Origin of the sequence: Bradyrhizobium erythrophlei (genome assembly GCF_900129425.1) — a bacterium.
Classification (GTDB): Bacteria; Pseudomonadota; Alphaproteobacteria; order Rhizobiales; family Xanthobacteraceae; genus Bradyrhizobium; species Bradyrhizobium erythrophlei_C.
On the sequence record NZ_LT670817.1, the window covers coordinates 3,404,292 to 3,422,014 of the forward strand.

The following is a 17,723-nucleotide window of genomic DNA, read 5'->3' on the forward strand; positions in this document are numbered from 1 at the left end:
ACCTACTTAGGTTGATTATACTGTGGCGGATCGATTCTGCTTCCCGGGTCAAGTTCGACGTTGACGTTGTTTGGGATGAGCCCGAAACCGCGCGCCCACATCAAGGCACCCGTGACCGCCTCATTATCGCTATCCATTCGGATCGAACCCCTTACAGTGTTCTCGCTGAATTGAAGGGGGGTTGTGCCGTTGTAAACAAAGGTCACGTTTTCAAACGTACACCGCTGAAAGTTCTTGCCGTCTAAAATGACCCTTTCGTTTCTAAAAGTTTTCCCAAATACCGACGTCGGACTGTAATTTTCTGGAAATTTTATAAGTTGGGATGTTGCCGGATTGCCGTCGCCTGACAGCCAGGGGAAAGCCGCTCTAGCAGCAAGGATCGCCGATCCAAGCGCGAAAAGCACTATTGGTGCATAAGCCCATTTTGGGCTGCTAAATATGGCTGGCAAATGCTCAAACATGGTGGGGCTGTCCTTGCCAACAGCGCCGATTGCCAAGCCAAAGGCCGCAATTCCTAAGCAGCCGTAACTGATCCAGTCCCAAAAGCCCCAATGTGACATAAGAAAATCCTCCCCCTGGGCACCGTACCCTAGGGGCGGCTGAGTCAGAACGGCTAGAGTTTACCGAATGGAGTTTTCCCGCTAGCGTTCGCCCCCTGGTTGAGGGGCCAATATTGCAGCGCCGTGAAAAGCTATTTTGGCTGGTGGCCGGTTTTCTGCTGATTCTCGGGGTCATATCACTGATCCCGACGCACTATGAGATATGCAAAGAAGGCGCAAAGACCGGCGAGGAAGCCTGCCCCTCCTATCGCTTTGCGCCATTCCTCGTCATTCAGATCGGCAAAGCTCTTGACGCCCTTAGTGTGGCTATCACGGCCCTCGCGACTATAGCCATCGCTTGGTTCACTTGGTCCCTTAGGCGCTCCACTGATAGACTCTGGGACGCTGGCGAGCGGCAATTGAAGTTGTTGGCCGAAACCTCCGCCGCTCAGTCCCGCGACATGCAGCATTCCATTAAGGCCGCGATCGATTCCGCCAAAGCCGCCAACAGGTCGGCGAAAGTCGCTGAGGAGGCATTGGTCGCAACTGATAGGGCTTGGATTTCGATTAAGGCCAAAGTTACTCAGCCACTCATTTTTAAGGGCGATAAGATCACTATTGGTGTTGATTTTGAGATGGTAAATGTCGGCAATTCGCCAGCAACCCACGCCCAGTTGTTTACTGAACTTTGCCGCGACATCATCCAAGCCAGACGCAAGGGTGAAGAAGCGGCAAGATTGTCTTCGAGTTCGATGCTCAATATGGGGGTCGTTCTGTTTCCAAAAGAAACCAGGGAAGAGGAGACGCGCGACCTCGGAACATCGCTCAGTGACTTTAAGGCCACTATCAGCGCTATGAATACAGAAGAAAATCCTTGCGACGCCGCGTGGCCCGCTATTATGGCGTGCGTCACCTATAGGCTGGCTGGCAGCTCTGATATACGTCACACAGTCATTTTGTTTGAGGTTACACATCGCGATCCCGTCCATCCTGGATGGGACGGAAGCGAGAGCGAGACTGACCCTTATTTCCTTAGGTTGATTCAAACCTTCATGAGCGGCCAAGTCACCTGAAAATAGGAAAAGCGCGGCCCAAAGCCCGGTGACTTTCGGACCCCGGTGGCGTTTGCGCCATAATACCGCGCCCCTGCGCCTCAGCTGACCACCTCGATCGGCCATTGAACGACCGCGACTGGCCCAATGACCGACAGGATTCGTCGTGCCGGGACCGATCTTGGACCTCCGGCTGGCCCAATCGGAAGCCCGATCGGCGCCGTTCTATGGGCTGTCCTCGATTGAAATCACCAGGCTTTCTTGAAAACTGTTTCGTCGGGTTTCGGCGATGAAACAATTCTCCCCGTCACGAAACCATTTTGCGCTTTTGGCGCAGGCAATTGGAAACAGCGGATGGTTATCAAGCTGACAACAACAACGGCGGACAGCGCCGGCGTCGATACCGGAGACAATCAAATGCGAACCCTCAGCTTTATGCTTGCCGTCGCGTTGGTCCTGGCCGGCCCTTCGATGGCCGGCTCATTGGATAGCAGCCTGCCGGGCATCGGCACCTTTGCCTATAACGGTTCGCCGATCGTTGCTTCAGCGCCAGGGGCTCTCGTGGTTGCGGCCCGTTGAGGCGCAGCCGAACCGATCATTGCCGGGAAGGCGCTCATGTTTTTTCGTATCGGCGTAGTCGCGATTGCCGCTTCCATTATTTCGGCTGGTTCTGCGCAGGCACAGGTTCGGTCGCCGATGAAGCTGCCCGATCCGCGCGCAGAATTCGTTCGGCTGTGCGCCCCCCATATGCTGGGACGCTGGGCGCATCCCGAAACGGTTTGCGGCTGCCTGCACGACCATGCCGCTGCCGCCGTCGAAGACAGCGACCTTCGCGAAGCCCTGCTGCGCGGTATCAGCGAGACCGGGGTGCCCACCATCGAAGCCGAATGGGTGCCGCCATCGAAACAATCCGAAATCGGCGCAACGTTCACGAAGATTGCCAGGCCGACGCTGCAATGCATGTTCGAGCCGCGCAATTAGGCTCGCTCCCCGAAACCGAATATTCGGGCACCGTGGGCTCATGCCTCAGCAATGACGACGTTCCGACCAGACGCGGTTATTTTGACTTGGGTCCCAGCCGAGGGATGCATTTTTCTGCGCGGACGATTCCCGTCGGGGACATCTTCGCACCCGAGATTTCCTTGATCTTGCCGGCCGGACAGGTTCCATCGTCGACTTTGATGCGCTGGCCCAGTTGCAAATTGACGATGTCCTGTTGCCGCGACACCTGACCTTCCATGGCAGAGGATGATCCGGGCGCGGATAGCGCGAAACCGGCCAGCGACAGGATCGAAAGAAGCTTGATGTGCGAGATCTTCATCATCGACGGCGCGCCCGGGTTCACTTGTTTTGTATCTTCAGTCCGTTCGGGCCGACATTGATCTGCAGGCCCTCCGGTTGCTTCTTGGTCTGGTAGAGATTGTAGCCGAGCACGCCTACCACGACGATCAGCGCACCGATGATGAGAAACATGATATTGCGATTGCCGGGCATCGGTGTCTCCGTGGGTCGCTGATTTCACCGTGGATTGTATTGGCGCGCTTGCGATTCTGAAAGCGATCTAAACCCCTGCAAATCCCCGAAAACTGTGGTTTGATCCGAACGCGTCCGCGTCTTGAGGCGTGCGCCAACGGGGAACCACCACGCAATGAGTGCCAGCGACGCAGAACAGAGAATCCTCGACGCGGTCGACGCCGGTTTCGACGCGCAACTTGCCACCACAAGGGATTTTGTCGCGATTCCCTCTACCCGCGGCGCGGAAGGGCCGTGCCAGGACATGATCGGTGATCTCCTGCGCCAGCGCGGCTACGAGGTCGACGACTGGCACATCGATGTTAGGGAACTCAGGGATCTGCGTGGCTTCGGCCCGATCGAGCATGATTTTTCGAAGGCACGCACGGTGGTCGGCACCTACCGTCCCTCCAGCAACGCCGGAAAATCCCTGATCCTGCAGGGACATTGCGATGTGGTGCCGGCCGGACCGCTCGAGATGTGGGAGACGCCGCCGTTTTCGCCTGTCGTGAAGGACGGCAGGATGTATGGCCGCGGCGCCTGCGACATGAAATCCGGCACCATCGGCGCGCTCCATGCGCTCGACGCGATCAAGGCCGCGGGCCTCAAGCCGACCGCGCGGATTCATTTTCAGTCCGTGATCGAGGAAGAGAGCACCGGCGTCGGCGCGCTCTCAACCTTGCAGCGCGGCTATCGCGCCGACGCCTGTTTCATTCCGGAGCCGACCTCCGGCAAGATGGTGCGCTCGCAGGTCGGCGTGATCTGGTTTCGCCTGAAGGTGCGCGGTCATCCCGTGCATGTGTTCGAGGCCGGCGCCGGCTCCAACGCGATCACGGCGGCCTACCACCTGATCCAGTCGCTGGAAAAACTCGAGGCCGAGTGGAACCAGCGCGCCAAAGTCGATCGCCATTTCAAGGCGGTGACGCATCCGATCAACTTCAATCCCGGCATCATCAAGGGTGGCGACTGGGCCTCCAGCGTGCCGGCCTGGTGCGACGTCGATTGCCGGATCGCGATCCTGCCGGGCTGGTCGGTTGCCGACCACCAGGCCGAGATTCTTAGCTGCGTGTCCGCGGCGGCACGCGATCATCGCTTCCTCTCGAACAATCCGCCCGAGGTGGAATGGTCCGGGTTTCTGTCGGAAGGCTATGAGCTGAAGGAATCCGCTGCCGCGGAAGCCGCGTTCGGCAACGCCTACGACGCGGTCTATGGCGGCGCCGTGAGCGATCTCGTGTTCACCGCGCTCACCGACACCCGCTTCTACGGGCTGAATTACAACATTCCGAGCCTGTGCTTTGGCGCCAGCGGCGCGGCGATGCACGGCTTCAATGAATATGTCGATCTGGATTCCCTGCGTAAATCGACCAAGGCCACCGCATTGTTCGTCGCGCAATGGTGCGGTGTGGAGAAGATGTGAAACCTCGTGGTGAGGAGGCGCTCTTGCGCCGTCTCGAACCAAGCGGCCACGGAGCTATCTTCATCCTTCGAGACGCGGTCAGATGGCCGCTCTTCAGAATGAGGGGAGTGGCCGCAGCGCCTTCACAATCGCATCCAGCCCGTCGGTGAGGGCGGCGGGATCGGGCTGCAGGATGATCGTCTGGGCGAGGGCCGGGCGGCCGACGCGATCGCTGCCAGACGGCGAGTTGATCGGCCCGCCCCGCCACAGCGCCTACCGCGCGAGCGGTTTAGTCCCTTGGCACTTTTCGGACCTGGCGATTACGTCTCGCGATGTCCGCTCATCAAGGGATGAACGGACGTAGCTCAGACGCTGCCCGAGGTCCGAGTTTGGACCCAAAGCGGTCATCAGCCGCCGTATTCGGGAACAAGGTTGATATAGATCAACACTTGATGAAGTGCATCGAAAATGATGCTCGCAGTCTCTTCGCTAGAAATAAGCTTCAGCAAAGTTAGTCAGTCGTTCAATCACTGATATCATATGGAGACGCGCAAATGAGTAAGCTTGTCTCGGTAGGACTGATCGCCGCGGCCATGTTCGCTAATCCGGCCATGGCGGCGTGGTACGACAAAAACGGCGCAGCCGTCCATCCCTCCCGCGTCGTTCACTGCATCCGGGCCCCAGACGTTGGCCAGTTTGCCGGAGGTCCGTGGAATAGTCCTCCCTGCGAACCGGCAACCCGGGGCTCAGGCACCAGGGCGGCGTGGCACGACAGAAACGGCGCAGTCATCCCTGCCTCCAGCGTCGTTCACTGCATCCGGGCTCCAGACGTTGGCCAGTTTGCCGGAGGTCCGTACAATAAGCCTCCCTGCGAACCGGCAACCTGGCGCTAAGGCGCGCCAGGTAACACTAAAAAGCGCGTATGGGTGGGCGAAAAGCCCGGTCTGTCCGGCGCTGCCTTCTTCGACCTCTACACCGACCCGTGCGAAGAGAGCGGCAAGATGCTGCCAACGTTCCCTGAAGGGAATGTTCAACGTCAGGACGGTTCGCTGACGCTGTACGGCGGCGCCAAATCGCCGGGCGTAGACAGGGAGAGCAACTGGCTGCCCGCGAGTGGCCCGTTCTCGCTTTACATTCGCGCCTACTGGGCCGGGGAGCCCCATCCTCGATGGTCGGTGGAGACCGCCGCTTGTCAAGCGAGTACAATAGGCAGTTCACTACGGCGTGCGCGACGTGGTTCCGAGATGCGAACGAGGACGATATATCGAACGTCGGTTGTTGGCACTTTTCGGACATGCCCTGGTGGTCTGACGACGTCTGCTCCTGCGGTGCAAGCGGACCTCGCAGAATCCACGATCGGCGCGGGATGGCGGCACCGCTTGCTCGCATAATGGGCGGGTTTCGTGGCGCAAAGCGGCCCTAGAATTCCACACGCAAGACCTTCGCCGGTCGAACGATCCCGTCTGGTGGCGGCGACGTGGTCCCTCCGTCGGTTGTAAAATAAGCCACTCGGCCGTACTGTTTAGGGCCTCGACCCCAGGCGCCACTTGATGGCCCTAGTAGTTGCTCGTTTAGAGGCTCACCCGCCACGCTGTGCCTCACGTTGCCGTTATCACTCGTTTCTAATGACACGCGATCAATTGTATTCTCTCGATGCGTCGTCACATATGCGACGCCGGCATCTTCTTCGATGCAGAAGTCATCAAACATCCCGCCACCCGCAATGAGTTCAGGCTCACCAACGGGATCGTGCGTATCTGGATCGACACGTACGCGCATGAAAAGCTTCTTCGCTGTCGAGGTATAATAGAGATAGTTAGTCCTCGAGGCATAGCGCACGCCGTTGACGCCCGGTTGTTCGGGTTTCATGCTCCCCGGATAGTAAGCCATGCTCTCATGCTTGAGCCAAGGGCGGGCAGTGACCTTGGCGCTATCGGTGGTCAGGTCGACACGCCAGATCAGGCTTGCAAAACAATCGGCGACAAGCATGACGTCGGCGGCAATCATGCAACCACCGTTGAGCGCGCGACGCGGTTCGGGAAACTCGAGAATAACCCGTGGGTCGACGGTCATGCCCGGGCTCCACCCGCGCATATCAATGCGATTCAGGTATGACAGGTGAGAGGCATAAATATCCGAAGTGCCGACATGGAATATATCGGGCTCGGCCTCGACAATGCACATCGGAGACTGAGTGAACGTATGCATTAGCACCGGTTCGACCGGCAGATCTCCGGTCGGCGGCGGAATGTACCACAGCTCCTTGCGATTGAGCACGCTGACGAGAATGGAATTATCAGCCCGCACCGCAAGGTTCTCGAGGAAATAGTGATTCGGGAAGCAGGCGACGGTGGTGAGCCTCGCCTGTGACGCATACTTCGTCAGCATGGCCGTTCTCCATGGATGAACTACCAAGGCTTCAAGCGCTTCCTCATGAGGGTCGTTGGGCTTGCGAGCCAGGAGCCGGGATTTCGAATGCATTCAACAGCGCGCAGACGGTGTGGTAGATACCGATGAGATATGTGATTTCCACTAATCCACGCTGTCCGAAAGCATGCTCGGCTGCACTGTAAAGAGCCGCGTCAACATGGTGCCCGGCTGAAAGGTGCAGCGCATAACGTTGCGCGATCTTCTCCTGTTCGCTCAGTTCATCCGGTAGGCCACCGCTCGTCAGCGTTCGGATTGCGTCCTCCGAGATGCCGGCCCTTCGGGCTGCCGCGGCATGAGCGTAAAGCTCGTAGTTCGATTTCCACACCGCGCCGACGGCGAGGATCACCACTTGGCGGACTCGCTGGTTCAGCGACGTGTTGTTTTGCTCGGTTTCCTGTAAATCCAAAAAGCTTGAGGAAATGGCGGGGCTGAAGAGTATCGGATTGAACGGACCTATAAGTCTCCCGTCCTCAAGCTTACTCTGGAAAGGAACGGCGCTGGCCCATGGAATCCATGTCCCATTTAGCCGCTCATAGGTTTCTTTTTGCGCTGTCGACAGCGTCGAGGGATCTAACAAGGGCAGGCGACCGCCCAACGTTTCGGTTTGAACTGACATAGTGGTTTCTCCTTTTGTCGACGAACCGGTGGCTGCGGCTCGAAAGTGAAGTCGACTTCAACGTTTCAAACCAATGGCGCTGGAGGGAACGTCGTAGGCCGCGAGAGTCAACGATACGGAGGTGAAGTACCCGATGAGTACCGTCAGATCCGTAAGACCCGCGTGTCCCAATAGCTTTACCGCGCGTCTGTAGAGACCTGTGGGCACGACCCGCGGCGCTATCAACGCGCAGGTCATTTCGTAGGCGACCTGCTGTCGGGGATTTTCAAAGGACGTGGGCAACCCGGCTATCAGAGCTTGCACCTTTTCTGGGGCAAGCCGGCCCTTTCCCCAATCATTTCGTGTTCATAATTCGAATAGGCTGCGTGCCACTTACCATTGATCAAATTGACGACAATCTCCCGTTCAGCATCCGACAGCGAGGAGTGACTCTGTTGGAAGTACTTCCCCACGGGGATCATGATCTCCAACAGCTTAGGATTTTGGACCCAGATCTTGTGTGGGCCGGGCACCTCGCCGCGCTCTTCGACTTCAAGGTCATAACCCGTTCTTTGTTCGGGGCTCATTTGATCAAGTGGAATCTCTGTGTATCGGCCGAACGTACCGAACGTTGAAGCCGTCCGTTCGACTTCCTGCAAATTGCCGACGTTCTGCGGATCGTCCTGCGCTGGTCGTGTCATCGTCTGTGCCATAGCCGGTGCCTTTCTTCTCAAGCCCTGATCTTCGAGCGGTTAGCGGTCACTCGTTCCTCGGATTCAAAGCGGAGGCGAGATGACCGGGCTTCGCGCTCTCGCGCACTTTCCAAGGTGTTGACCGAAGTCCAATACACAAATAAAATATTTCGATGATGTTCATATCAGTTTGTTATCGGGAATTGGGCTGAAGCCGTGGATTTTCGGCAGCTTCGTTATTTTGCTGTCGTCGCCCAACACGGCCATTTTGGACGGGCAGCATCTACGCTGCATGTCGCTCAACCCGCCCTAAGTCGTCAAATCAGGCTTCTTGAAGAAGAACTCGGTGTTCAACTCTTTGAGCGGCATCCGCGGGGAGCCTCCCCCACTGAAGCAGGCCTTGTGTTGTTGGATCGTGCGACGTTCATCTTGCGCTACCTCGAGCAAGTGCGAAACGACGTGACCGCAACCCAGCGCGATCCACGCGGTGCTGTGGCACTCGGCATGTCGCCGGGTCTTGCACTCACGCTGGCGCTTCCGCTCTTCGAGGAGATCAGCTCGCGTTTTCCTGGCGTCCAATTGCAAATCGTCGAGGACTACACGGAAGCCCTACACGATCGTCTCCTCCAAGGGACGGTGGATCTGGCGATCCTCAATGGGCCGCATCTGGAAACACCCAATCTCGTGACCACGGCGCTGATGGAAGAGCAGATCTGCCTGATTGGCCTCGCGACAAATCCGCACCTACCCAAGCATTCGATTGACGTTCGTGCGCTGTCAAAGATTCCTCTTGTTCTCGCGGGCGTCGCCAAGGCCGGCGTCAGGGAAGTCGTCGAAACGGCTGCCGCGCGTGCAGGCGTAAAGCTTGAGCCAAAGCTCGAGGTACAGTCCCTGGAGGTAGCAAAGAGAATTATTTCTCAGGGCAAGTTGTGCACGGCGCATTTCGCCGCGCCGACCAAGGCTGATATTGATAGTGGCCACCTTCGGGCAGTGCCGATCAAGGGGATGTTTCTCCCCAGGTTCATCGCGCGTGCTTCGGATCGTCCACCGTCGCGCGCAACCATAGTCCTCGCCGAGATTATCCAGGCGGTGTCGCGCGAACTGGTTGCCAGTGCGCGATGGCCGCATGCGAAGCTCACTATCGAATTGTAAGATCGCGCAATGGTGTATTCTGTCGCAATGGTGCCGGCTCGGCGTTCATTTCTGAATTGGTGCGGGCAACACTTCGATGTGCAACAGGCAACGAGCATAAAGGGCGCGGTGAGGATGCCTACTATCGCCGAATAGTCCGCGATGCACGCCCGGTTGAATTCGCAGAACTTCGCGATGAATGGTCAGAGCGGCTCAACTAATTTGTCAATGACGGACGCGTCATCCGCTAGCCTCATTGAAAATAATTCAACAATTACTGCCGTTCACCAAAACGAATAACCATTGACGTGTTAGGACGCTTCTCTCAAGGAGCAATGGAACGGCCAGGGCAGGGGCAATCGCCGCTGCCCCGGGCTAAATCACGTCCAAACCGTCGGCCTCCAATCGCCGAAACCGGACAACCGGGCATTTCCGAAATTGCCCCGTAAGCGGACATGCTCCGAAATGCCAAAATCGACGCGAATGACCCAAAGCGGTCATGTTGCAGAAAGGTGTTCGCGAAGCCCACAAATGCCCGCGTTTCAGCGGCGTCGCCCGCGCATTGTGAGGAGTCGCAGGATCACTTCTGCTCCCGCATGATCGATGCGGCGCGCACGCCTGATGGCGTCTCGCCGAAGCGCCGGCGGAACATGCGATTGAAATGGGAAACATCACCAAAGCCGACCGCAAACGCGATATCGATGATCGCCAAATGCAGATGGTGCGGGTCAGTCAACATCGCGAAGGCACGTTCAAGCCGGCATCCTGCAAGGTGCTCGGTGAACGACTTTCCGGTCCCCTCTAACAGTTTTTGCACGTATCGCCGCGACATACCGAGCGCCCCGGCGACATTGTCCAGATCGAAATTGGGATCGCTGAAGCATCGCGCGACCTCCGCCAGGATCGCCTGCAGCCTGGCTGCCTTCACACCACGCTCCATAACGAGGTTTGCGGCTCCGGCGGTCGGCCCGAGCGTCGCGGCCACGAGATCGAGGAGATGTACGGCGATGGCGGAGGCCAGTTCAGATGACGGAGGTTCTTCGAGGGATGCGAGCGACCGCAGGTAGCCGTCGAGGAGGCTAAGCGCCGGTCCGGGATGCACCGCCCGACCTGATAGATCTTCCGGATGCGCAACCAAAGACTTAAGGGCGGCAGCCTGCACAGTCACGTATTTGACGCTGGCGCCACGCGGCGCAAATACTCGCAGCGGCCTTCCCCGGTCAATCAAACAAGCGGCGCCGGCATCATAGACACGTTCGTGGCCAGCATTTGCAAATTGGACCGGTCCAGTCTCGACGATGTTCAGTCCGAATTGGTCACGGCTATTCTTGAGGTGGTGTTTGTGACGGATAAACTCCGCCGGCGTGGCGACAAGGCTACAAACGCCAACCGCGCCGAGCGGCAAGTAAGTGACGTTGATGTGCGGGCGGCCGCCGCTGTGATCGATCACGTCCAACGCGAGGTTCTGCCGCGCAAACTCCTCACGGAACGTGGAGAACCGCGCGCGCTCCGGCAGCATCTCAGTCGACCATCGCAAAAGGTGAGATGACGTTGCCATCTCGGCCTCCGTTTCGGTGCCCCACCACGTAAGAAGCGACTGAGCCGCTCGAACGAAATCTGCAAATTCCTCGCATAACGGCGAGACGTGCAACACACAGTATATCGCATCGCGCTTCGCTGCATATATGAGGTGGATTACAGAGGGGGAGGTAGGTCCTCAAAAAAAATGGCGAGGAATTTCCCGCCGAGCTTTCGATTTCACCGATTGAAGATGGCGAGAGCATTCCCTTCGTGGGTCGCCTGCGCGACATGACCGAGCGCGACGGGTTGCGCGCTGCACGGGGTGAGTTGGCACGCACCCCGCGCAGATTGTGGCGGCCAACGAGATCGCAGCTTCACTCACGAGAACAACCAGCCTTTAGGAGCAATCGTCGCAAATGGCGGTGTCGGCTTGTTGTGCGCAGGAATCGATCAGCGGTTGGAAGCGGCATAGTCGGCATGGCCCTTCTCGACCGCCCACGACACTTGCTCCGACGTCGGCTGTCAGGGGTAACCCCGACATGGACGGCAACGGTGCCAAATCGCCGCTCGTGACGCGACTCGGACATCGCCAGCTACAGGACGGCGGCCCATCTCCGAGTTTGGAGATTATTCTCCCGGCAATCCTACTCGTTTGAGAATGTCGCGGTAACGGGCTCAGTCGGCTGAGACCACCGGGGCTGCCGCCCGGGTTTGATGCTGATCAACTTCAGCAGCGTCGCGGCGACGATCATCAACAGGATTCCACCAAGACTGAGCACGACCTGCATCGCAAGCCGATCCGAGATGTCGAGCAGGTGGCTGGCGAGCGCAAAGAGAACGCCGAGGCAATAGATTGGCAGCGAGTTCTCGCCACAGCACCTCGCGCAGCGCATCACCGGCGACGATAGCCCTCGCCAATCGCGAGGAACGAACCATATCGCCACAATTGCAAGACCCAAAAAATGCAGCAGTCGCAACGGACCGAGATTCGATTTGTCCAGCGGGAAAAGGAGCTTCGTCAGAGTCTGCGGGACCAGCGGTTCCAGCGGCTTGATGCTCCAACTCAATGCGATGATTAGGCTGAAAGCCAGATAGAGAACCGCAAGGACCAGCGACGTGCGCGAGGTCACCCATGGCCGGAATTTCTTCCCCTCGACGACATACCACGCGCCCAGCACAATCAGAAGCTGCCAAGCCAAGGGATTGAAGAACCAGACGTTGTTGGGCCAGGCGGGAACGCTCCAGCCGAAGACGTGCACGAGCGAATAAAGTAACAGCGAGGCGCCAAGCGTCACGTTTGGTGCTCGCAGCAGCAGCCACAGCAGCGGCGCGAACAAAACGTGATAGATCACAAAAACCGGCAAGACGTCGGTGTTCACAGGACGGTATTGCAGGATCGCAGCATGCACGAGCGTCGCGCCCGGATGTTCCAACAGAATCCGCGTATTGCTCTCGTCGGCAAGATGATCGCGGCCTGCGAGGTAAACCATGATGACGCAAGCCAGCGTGAGCAGCAGAAATGCGGCATAGATGTCCCATCCTCGCCGCAGCGAACGGCTGATCATGCCGCTCCAGCCCTCGTGCTGACGTGCCCTGCCGTAGGCCAGCGCGCAGGTCACGCCCGAGATGAACATGAATACTTCCGCGGCATCGCTGAAGCCGTAGTTTCGCAGTGTCAGCCAGCTTCCGATGCTATTGGGGACATGGTCAAGAAAGATCCACCATAGCGCGATCCCGCGGCAGGCATCGATGCGCACGTCGCGGCCAGACCCCTTGAGTTCGGGCGGTGTCTCGCCGACCAATGGGTTGTGAGTTCGATCATGCATCTGGTTGCCCTGTCCGGCGTGCGCGCACGCGCTCTCGGTCTGGTCGATGAGACGCTCGCGATGCTCCGGGACGGCGCGGGTACCGAGCGGGTCGCCGACCGAGCGATGCGGTTACGAGTCCCGGCTACCCTATGGTTGGGGCTTCTTTCGTCGCGGTTGCATCGCCCCAACCGCTACCCCGATCACCGGGGCCGGCAGGATCGCCGCCATCCCAATGCGCTTCCAGGATTTCGTCGCCAGCAACCGGGATCAGAAGCTGCTTTCGCATTTCGGCGAGGCGGGCACGGCAGTACTCGCGGTAAAGCAGGTCGAATATGGTGGACATGATCGAACCCTCGCTTGATCATCATCGTTGACGTCCCACGCGATAGATTTCGGCCATTTCACCCGCGGCGGAAAATGAATTGTGCCGGAGGGAGTTTGTGTCCGACGAAATCTGATGACGATTTCGCGCCCAGAGCAGGAAACGAAATCGGTATCAGAGGACATCCAAGTGCTGCAGATCAATCTGCACCGCGGATCGTTGAGTTCGATCAATCGCGAACCAGGTCGTAAAGCTGGCTTGTGCTTGCGGCCGCCAGCGATATTAAAATGGACCCGATGGCAGCAACGAGAAATTGAGCCATCACGGCCATCTCCTCTTAAAGGAGATTTTTAGCGTCACGACTTCCGCAATCACTATAGGTCTGATTTTCTGGCCGCCACGTGAGCCAGTTCACGTCAGCATCGATCACTGGTAAGTGAGACTAGCAGGCAGACGGTGTAGCTTCTTGGACTTATGCGTACCGCTCAAGGGGAAGGTCGGTGCGCGAACTGCAAATTAAATTACGGATATGCTGCAGCTCGATGAAGGCACGACGGACCCCTGTCGAAAGCACCGCCAGCGTCAAGACCGCAAATATAAGGCGAAGTGAACCGCTAAACATGGGCAGAGTCCGCCTTTGGCACTTTTCAGACGTGCCGTAATGTCCGAGTTGAGTCCGGTATGAGCGTCAAAGCGGACATCGGCCGATCACACTTAATTTCTAGCCTCGCACGGTGCGACGGACCCATACTCCGCCATTTTCGTTGAAATGATTCCTGAATTTCGGTCACTCACAAAAACGATCTACCATTAGGTGTTAAGGGACGCTTCTCCGCCGTTGCGCCTCAGCCGCATCTGCAACGGTGTTGCGCCGAATCTCAGCATCGTTTTGCGCGAAGTGCGGCGCAACATCGCTAGGAAAAGCGCGGACCAAAGGCAGAATTATCACTTTTGACTGCCCATGAAAGGCGGTTTACATACCCCAGGACTACAACCTATGCGGTTCAGGGGAGGACAATGGCTTGGCAGAGGTGGTCAATCTTGATGCGCTCATTCCGAGGGAGGATTTCATCGCCCCTCCGGACAACGCCAGCAGCAGTGCTGGCGAACTCGGCAAACCTTCTGCGTCGGCAACTGACTTAACGGCCAGGGAATCGTTTTTTGAAACATTAAGAAAGCCGGATTTTCAAAGGGAAACGGCAGCGTGGACGCCGGGGGCCGTCTGCGACTTCATCGAAGCTTTCGTGAGTAATGATCTTATCCCATCGGTGATTTGTTGGCAGTCGCCACTGTCGAATTCACCAACTTACTAGCCAATAATCTCACGCGCGTTTGGGGGTACAAGCTATTCGACGGAGCGCTTGATGGCTTCCAACTTGCTTCGATTCGTCCTCAACGCAATTCTGACCAATCCGCAATATCAAGATCCAGCGAAAATCGATATGGGCCTTCTTCTTAGGGGTGATGAAACACTTGCCGTTCCCATCGAACCAACCCACGCAGCGCCGGACGGCGAAGTGGAAAACACCATAGGGTAGCCTTTTGATCTTCGCCGGCATGCTGTGGCAATCAACCGACAAGCGTGGAGCGCCGGGGAGCGCCAATTGATGGTGCTATCCGATACCGCCAAGAGGCAATTGCGGAGCTATGTTACGGTCGACGGGGTAATCAGGACGAAAGACCCAGGCGATCTAAAGGGCGAGGGGTTTGCGGTCCTGATTGACGTTAAAAATAGTGGTCAAGGTTATCCGATGGGCATGTTCAAAACTGATGGCGAGGGGAATCTGGCTACCTAAGATTAGCCCGCTTTCCTGGTTGGTCAGTCGCATTTGGTGAGCGAAAATAGCCAAGCCCTGAAAATACTTGGCTTTTTGCCCTTGACTGGCGGAAGGGGTGGGTTTCGAACCGACGGTAGAATTGTGCCTGCGACAAAACAACCCGGCGGGCAATTTTCATTTTCGCCGTCGCGCAAATCACCTTTACGACTCACGCCATCCTGTCCCCGAGGAAGGGGCGTTGGCCATCGTCACCGAACGTTGGGATGGGATGTGGTGGACGCGGCGGTGTCGGGCGTGAAGTTTGTCCGCAGGGCGGGTTTCCGTGAGCGGACGACGGAGCGCAGGACGTACGATGCTGAAGCGTACGGTGAAGTCGTGTGGTCCTGACGCCTCAGTGGTTGGCGTCAAGTCTTGCGGAGGTGCGAAAGCCCGACCGGGCCGAGTGCCAGATTCCGTGGGGCGACGGAGACAACAAAGCCCGATTCTCCGGGGAGAGCGCGAAATAAGCCGTAAAGCCATTGCGCAGGGAATGTCGGATCGCCTCCGCTGCCCTGTATGCTCGTGTGCATTTTCTTCTACCTTTTGCACACGGGACCGCGGGTGCAGCGCGCATCCGGCATTCCCTGCTCCCTCTTTTTCGAGGGACAACGAAACGCAAGCCTCGGGCAAAACCGTGCCGCGAGAATGCGGAGGTGTATCCGCTGTTTGACATTCGAATCGAATTTCCGCCTCGATGTTCAGGCGCTTTGTGGTGCGGGCCACAGCGCCTTCACAATCGCATCCAGCCCGTCGGTCAGCGCCGCGGGACCGGGCTGCAGGATGATCGTCGATTTGATCTCGATGATGCGGTCGTTGCGGACAGCCGGAATATCGCTCCAGCCCGGCCGCTTTCTGATTTTGTCCGGAACCACTTTCTTGCCGCACCACGACGCCAGGATCACATCCGGCGCGGCGGCGCGCACGACATCGGGAGCAATGATCCGGTCTTTCGCGGCCTGTTGAAAGCGCAGCTTTGGCAGCACGTCTTCGCCGCCGGCGATCTCGATCAGTTCGGAAACCCAGCCGATGCCGCTGATCAAGGGATCGTCCCATTCCTCAAAATAGACTTTCGGTCTGCGCAAGGGCCGGGCGGCCGACTCGATCGTTGCCAGACGCCGCTCATAGCTGGCGGCGAGTTGATCGGCCCGCTCCGCCGCATCGACCAGCGCGCCTACGGTGCGGATCATCGCCAGGATGCCCGCGAGGTCGCGCTGGTTGAAGGCATGGACGGCGACACCGGCGCGGATCAACCCGGAGACGATGTCGGCCTGCAAATCCGAGAAGGTGAGAACGAGATCCGGCTCGAGCGCCAGGATCTTCGGAATGTCGGCCGAGATGAACGCAGCGACCCGCGGCTTCTCTCGTCTGACCTGCGCCGGCCGCACCGCGTAGCCGGACACGCCGACGATCCGCTCCTGCTCGCCGAGCAGATACAGCGTCTCCACGGTTTCTTCCGTGAGACAGACAATCCGGCGGGGAGGGAATTGGCGCATGACGGACGATATGCAGAATAATCATTCGCTTGTCACGGCGGCCATTACCCACAACGTCATTGCCGGGCTCGACCCGGCAATCCATCATCTCAAAAAGTTCTGGTGATTAGTGGATACGCGGGTCAAGCCCGCGTATGACAATTTGAACAGATGGGAGAACCACCGACTATGACGCCGCTGGAAAAAGTCAATTCGATGAAGATGCCTTTCGCGGAACTGAAGGGCGTGACGTTCACCGAAGCCGAGCGCGATCGCGTGGTGGCGCGAATGCTGGTGCGGCCGGACCTCTGCACCCTCGGTCACGTCATTCACGGCGGCGCGATCATGGCGTTCGCGGATTCGGTCGGCGCTGCGGCGACCGTGATCAATTTGCCGGATGACGCCAAGGGAACCACCACGATCGAGAGCAAGACCAATTTCATTGGTGGCGCGAAGGAGGGAACGATTGTTATCGCGACCGCGACGCCGGTGCATCGGGGACGGCGCACCCAGGTCTGGCAAACCCGCCTGGAGACCGAGGATGGAAAACTTGTCGCGGTGGTGACCCAGACGCAGATGGTACTGCTGTGATCGATGCCCGTATGATTACGGATATGCCATGTTGTTAACCACGCGGTCGTGACCTTCTGCCGTTATTTGCGGCAGGAAGCGATCTTGAATTTTATGCTGCGATGCACAATATCCTTGTTCTAGGGATTCGACGCCTCCTCGAGGGCTTCCAAGAGGAGTTGATACGTGAACCACGAAGACATTTCCCGCTCATTGGCCGCCAGGGGCACCGTCCGGACGTTACGCCAGCCGGAAGAATTGCCGTTGCTGCGCGATCATCTGTTGCGGCTCGATCGGGACAGCCGTTACGACCGCTTCCATGGCTTCATGGATGATAGCTTCATCGAACGCTATGCCGAGAAATGCGCCGACGATGGCACGGTGGTCATCGCCTACATCGAGGGCGGCGTGGTGCGTGGCGCGGCCGAACTGCATCCGCCGGATCAATCGCCTGACTCGTTACCGGAGATCGCGTTCAGCGTGGAGGCGTGCGTACGACGGCAGGGCGTCGGCAGCATCCTGTTTCGAAAACTGATCGCGGAAGCGCGTTCCAAGGGCTACCACTCGCTGCGGATTACCACCGGCGTACAGAACCAGGCGATGCGGGCGCTCGCCAACAAGTTCGGCGCGCATCTGACGTTCCGCCACGGCGAATCCACCGGAAATATCGATCTGACGGCGCAACCGCAGCCCGAACCCGTAAAGCCTGCGATCGTGACGCCTGCCGATTTGGCGCGTGCCATGATCGGCTTCAACCGGGCGTACTGGAAGCTGCTTTTGCGAATGTACGGCTGGGGCCGGACCGCCTGATAACGGCGCCGGCAAGCGGCCATTCACTCGATTTTCGATCGAGCGAATTGCCACGG

Annotated in this window: 20 protein-coding genes and 1 pseudogene; 11 read left to right on the top strand and 10 right to left on the bottom strand. The window is 58.2% G+C overall.

Annotated features, from left to right (window positions below; genetic code table 11):
• Nucleotides 1–2: 2 nt before the first annotated feature.
• Nucleotides 3–560, bottom strand: coding sequence for a hypothetical protein (locus tag B5527_RS16055; RefSeq protein WP_079602381.1), 558 nt, complete (start codon nt 558–560; stop codon nt 3–5).
• Nucleotides 561–673: 113 nt separating this feature from the next.
• Between B5527_RS16055 and B5527_RS16060 the strand changes: the two genes are divergently transcribed.
• The 3 genes from B5527_RS16060 to B5527_RS16070 all read left to right on the top strand — a co-directional run bounded on the left by B5527_RS16060 (nt 674) and on the right by B5527_RS16070 (nt 2,572).
• Nucleotides 674–1,612: a hypothetical protein gene (locus B5527_RS16060; protein ID WP_079602382.1), complete on the top strand. Its 939-nt coding sequence runs from the start codon at nt 674–676 to the stop codon at nt 1,610–1,612.
• 240 nt (nt 1,613–1,852) lie between these two features.
• Nucleotides 1,853–2,170 carry a hypothetical protein gene (locus tag B5527_RS16065; protein WP_154072279.1) on the top strand — a complete coding sequence of 106 codons (318 nt, stop codon included), beginning with the start codon at nt 1,853–1,855 and terminating at the stop codon, nt 2,168–2,170.
• A gap of 36 nt (nt 2,171–2,206) precedes the next feature.
• Nucleotides 2,207–2,572, top strand: coding sequence for a hypothetical protein (locus B5527_RS16070; RefSeq protein WP_079602385.1), 366 nt, complete (start codon nt 2,207–2,209; stop codon nt 2,570–2,572).
• Nucleotides 2,573–2,648: 76 nt separating this feature from the next.
• Here B5527_RS16070 and B5527_RS16075 read toward each other — a convergent pair whose 3' ends face one another.
• The gene (locus B5527_RS16075; RefSeq protein WP_425305100.1) at nt 2,649–2,912 is read right to left on the bottom strand and encodes a DUF6719 family protein; all 264 of its coding nucleotides are present in this window, start codon (nt 2,910–2,912) and stop codon (nt 2,649–2,651) included.
• 20 nt (nt 2,913–2,932) lie between these two features.
• On the bottom strand, nt 2,933–3,085 hold the full coding sequence (locus B5527_RS45335) for a hypothetical protein (protein ID WP_172842570.1): 153 nt from the start codon (nt 3,083–3,085) through the stop codon (nt 2,933–2,935).
• A 154-nt stretch (nt 3,086–3,239) separates the two neighbouring features.
• Between B5527_RS45335 and B5527_RS16080 the strand changes: the two genes are divergently transcribed.
• Together B5527_RS16080 and B5527_RS46305 are read left to right on the top strand one after the other, a co-directional pair.
• Nucleotides 3,240–4,520: an ArgE/DapE family deacylase gene (locus B5527_RS16080; protein WP_079602387.1), complete on the top strand. Its 1,281-nt coding sequence runs from the start codon at nt 3,240–3,242 to the stop codon at nt 4,518–4,520.
• A gap of 980 nt (nt 4,521–5,500) precedes the next feature.
• On the top strand, nt 5,501–5,890 hold the full coding sequence (locus B5527_RS46305; protein WP_245332731.1) for a DUF1214 domain-containing protein: 390 nt from the start codon (nt 5,501–5,503) through the stop codon (nt 5,888–5,890).
• 28 nt (nt 5,891–5,918) lie between these two features.
• Here B5527_RS46305 and B5527_RS16095 read toward each other — a convergent pair whose 3' ends face one another.
• The 3 genes from B5527_RS16095 to B5527_RS45720 all read right to left on the bottom strand — a co-directional run bounded on the left by B5527_RS16095 (nt 5,919) and on the right by B5527_RS45720 (nt 8,237).
• Nucleotides 5,919–6,887, bottom strand: coding sequence for a hypothetical protein (locus B5527_RS16095; RefSeq protein WP_079602388.1), 969 nt, complete (start codon nt 6,885–6,887; stop codon nt 5,919–5,921).
• 43 nt (nt 6,888–6,930) lie between these two features.
• Nucleotides 6,931–7,545: a carboxymuconolactone decarboxylase family protein gene (locus tag B5527_RS16100; protein ID WP_079602389.1), complete on the bottom strand. Its 615-nt coding sequence runs from the start codon at nt 7,543–7,545 to the stop codon at nt 6,931–6,933.
• 290 nt (nt 7,546–7,835) lie between these two features.
• Nucleotides 7,836–8,237, bottom strand: a complete 402-nt coding sequence (locus B5527_RS45720; protein ID WP_197689307.1) for a hypothetical protein — start codon at nt 8,235–8,237, stop codon at nt 7,836–7,838.
• Between the two features lie 195 nt (nt 8,238–8,432).
• Here B5527_RS45720 and B5527_RS16110 point away from each other — a divergent pair, with 195 nt between their 5' ends.
• Nucleotides 8,433–9,368, top strand: a complete 936-nt coding sequence (locus B5527_RS16110) for a LysR family transcriptional regulator (protein ID WP_079602391.1) — start codon at nt 8,433–8,435, stop codon at nt 9,366–9,368.
• A 559-nt stretch (nt 9,369–9,927) separates the two neighbouring features.
• Here B5527_RS16110 and B5527_RS16115 read toward each other — a convergent pair.
• A complete protein-coding gene (locus B5527_RS16115; protein ID WP_172842571.1) occupies nt 9,928–10,866 on the bottom strand; it encodes a helix-turn-helix transcriptional regulator in 939 nt (312 codons plus the stop codon).
• Between the two features lie 209 nt (nt 10,867–11,075).
• On the opposite strand from B5527_RS16115, the pseudogene B5527_RS47620 reads away from it, so the two are divergent.
• Nucleotides 11,076–11,441 (top strand): annotated as a pseudogene (locus tag B5527_RS47620) (hypothetical protein); the annotation flags it as partial.
• 71 nt (nt 11,442–11,512) lie between these two features.
• Here B5527_RS47620 and B5527_RS16120 read toward each other — a convergent pair.
• Together B5527_RS16120 and B5527_RS16125 are read right to left on the bottom strand one after the other, a co-directional pair.
• Nucleotides 11,513–12,694, bottom strand: a complete 1,182-nt coding sequence (locus B5527_RS16120) for an OpgC domain-containing protein (protein WP_079602393.1) — start codon at nt 12,692–12,694, stop codon at nt 11,513–11,515.
• A gap of 124 nt (nt 12,695–12,818) precedes the next feature.
• Nucleotides 12,819–13,019 carry a hypothetical protein gene (locus B5527_RS16125; RefSeq protein WP_079602395.1) on the bottom strand — a complete coding sequence of 67 codons (201 nt, stop codon included), beginning with the start codon at nt 13,017–13,019 and terminating at the stop codon, nt 12,819–12,821.
• Nucleotides 13,020–14,020: 1,001 nt separating this feature from the next.
• Between B5527_RS16125 and B5527_RS43965 the strand changes: the two genes are divergently transcribed.
• Nucleotides 14,021–14,311: a hypothetical protein gene (locus tag B5527_RS43965; protein ID WP_154072280.1), complete on the top strand. Its 291-nt coding sequence runs from the start codon at nt 14,021–14,023 to the stop codon at nt 14,309–14,311.
• A gap of 51 nt (nt 14,312–14,362) precedes the next feature.
• Nucleotides 14,363–14,536 (top strand): hypothetical protein, encoded by a 174-nt coding sequence (locus tag B5527_RS43970; protein ID WP_154072281.1) that lies wholly within the window; start codon nt 14,363–14,365, stop codon nt 14,534–14,536.
• 977 nt (nt 14,537–15,513) lie between these two features.
• On the opposite strand, the gene B5527_RS16140 is transcribed toward B5527_RS43970, so the two are convergent.
• On the bottom strand, nt 15,514–16,308 hold the full coding sequence (locus B5527_RS16140) for a cobalamin-binding protein (RefSeq protein WP_079602398.1): 795 nt from the start codon (nt 16,306–16,308) through the stop codon (nt 15,514–15,516).
• Nucleotides 16,309–16,476: 168 nt separating this feature from the next.
• On the opposite strand from B5527_RS16140, the gene B5527_RS16145 reads away from it, so the two are divergent.
• Together B5527_RS16145 and B5527_RS16150 are read left to right on the top strand one after the other, a co-directional pair.
• Nucleotides 16,477–16,878 (top strand): PaaI family thioesterase, encoded by a 402-nt coding sequence (locus tag B5527_RS16145; protein ID WP_079602399.1) that lies wholly within the window; start codon nt 16,477–16,479, stop codon nt 16,876–16,878.
• Nucleotides 16,879–17,043: 165 nt separating this feature from the next.
• Nucleotides 17,044–17,667: a GNAT family N-acetyltransferase gene (locus B5527_RS16150; RefSeq protein WP_079602400.1), complete on the top strand. Its 624-nt coding sequence runs from the start codon at nt 17,044–17,046 to the stop codon at nt 17,665–17,667.
• Nucleotides 17,668–17,723: the final 56 nt, after the last annotated feature.

What these genes read in the sequence shown, in the direction of transcription:
- B5527_RS16095 (WP_079602388.1), bottom strand. Translation starts at nt 6,887, where the DNA reads ATGCTGACGAAGTATGCGTCACAGGCGAGGCTCACCACCGTCGCCTGC.
- B5527_RS45335 (WP_172842570.1), bottom strand. Translation starts at nt 3,085, where the DNA reads ATGCCCGGCAATCGCAATATCATGTTTCTCATCATCGGTGCGCTGATC.
- B5527_RS16115 (WP_172842571.1), bottom strand. Translation starts at nt 10,866, where the DNA reads ATGCTGCCGGAGCGCGCGCGGTTCTCCACGTTCCGTGAGGAGTTTGCG.
- B5527_RS16070 (WP_079602385.1), top strand. Translation starts at nt 2,207, where the DNA reads ATGTTTTTTCGTATCGGCGTAGTCGCGATTGCCGCTTCCATTATTTCG.
- B5527_RS46305 (WP_245332731.1), top strand. Translation starts at nt 5,501, where the DNA reads ATGCTGCCAACGTTCCCTGAAGGGAATGTTCAACGTCAGGACGGTTCG.
- B5527_RS16140 (WP_079602398.1), bottom strand. Translation starts at nt 16,308, where the DNA reads ATGCGCCAATTCCCTCCCCGCCGGATTGTCTGTCTCACGGAAGAAACC.
- B5527_RS16055 (WP_079602381.1), bottom strand. Translation starts at nt 560, where the DNA reads ATGTCACATTGGGGCTTTTGGGACTGGATCAGTTACGGCTGCTTAGGA.
- B5527_RS16145 (WP_079602399.1), top strand. Translation starts at nt 16,477, where the DNA reads ATGACGCCGCTGGAAAAAGTCAATTCGATGAAGATGCCTTTCGCGGAA.
- B5527_RS16125 (WP_079602395.1), bottom strand. Translation starts at nt 13,019, where the DNA reads ATGTCCACCATATTCGACCTGCTTTACCGCGAGTACTGCCGTGCCCGC.
- B5527_RS16075 (WP_425305100.1), bottom strand. Translation starts at nt 2,912, where the DNA reads ATGAAGATCTCGCACATCAAGCTTCTTTCGATCCTGTCGCTGGCCGGT.
- B5527_RS16100 (WP_079602389.1), bottom strand. Translation starts at nt 7,545, where the DNA reads ATGTCAGTTCAAACCGAAACGTTGGGCGGTCGCCTGCCCTTGTTAGAT.
- B5527_RS16080 (WP_079602387.1), top strand. Translation starts at nt 3,240, where the DNA reads ATGAGTGCCAGCGACGCAGAACAGAGAATCCTCGACGCGGTCGACGCC.
- B5527_RS45720 (WP_197689307.1), bottom strand. Translation starts at nt 8,237, where the DNA reads ATGGCACAGACGATGACACGACCAGCGCAGGACGATCCGCAGAACGTC.
- B5527_RS43970 (WP_154072281.1), top strand. Translation starts at nt 14,363, where the DNA reads ATGGCTTCCAACTTGCTTCGATTCGTCCTCAACGCAATTCTGACCAAT.
- B5527_RS16120 (WP_079602393.1), bottom strand. Translation starts at nt 12,694, where the DNA reads ATGCATGATCGAACTCACAACCCATTGGTCGGCGAGACACCGCCCGAA.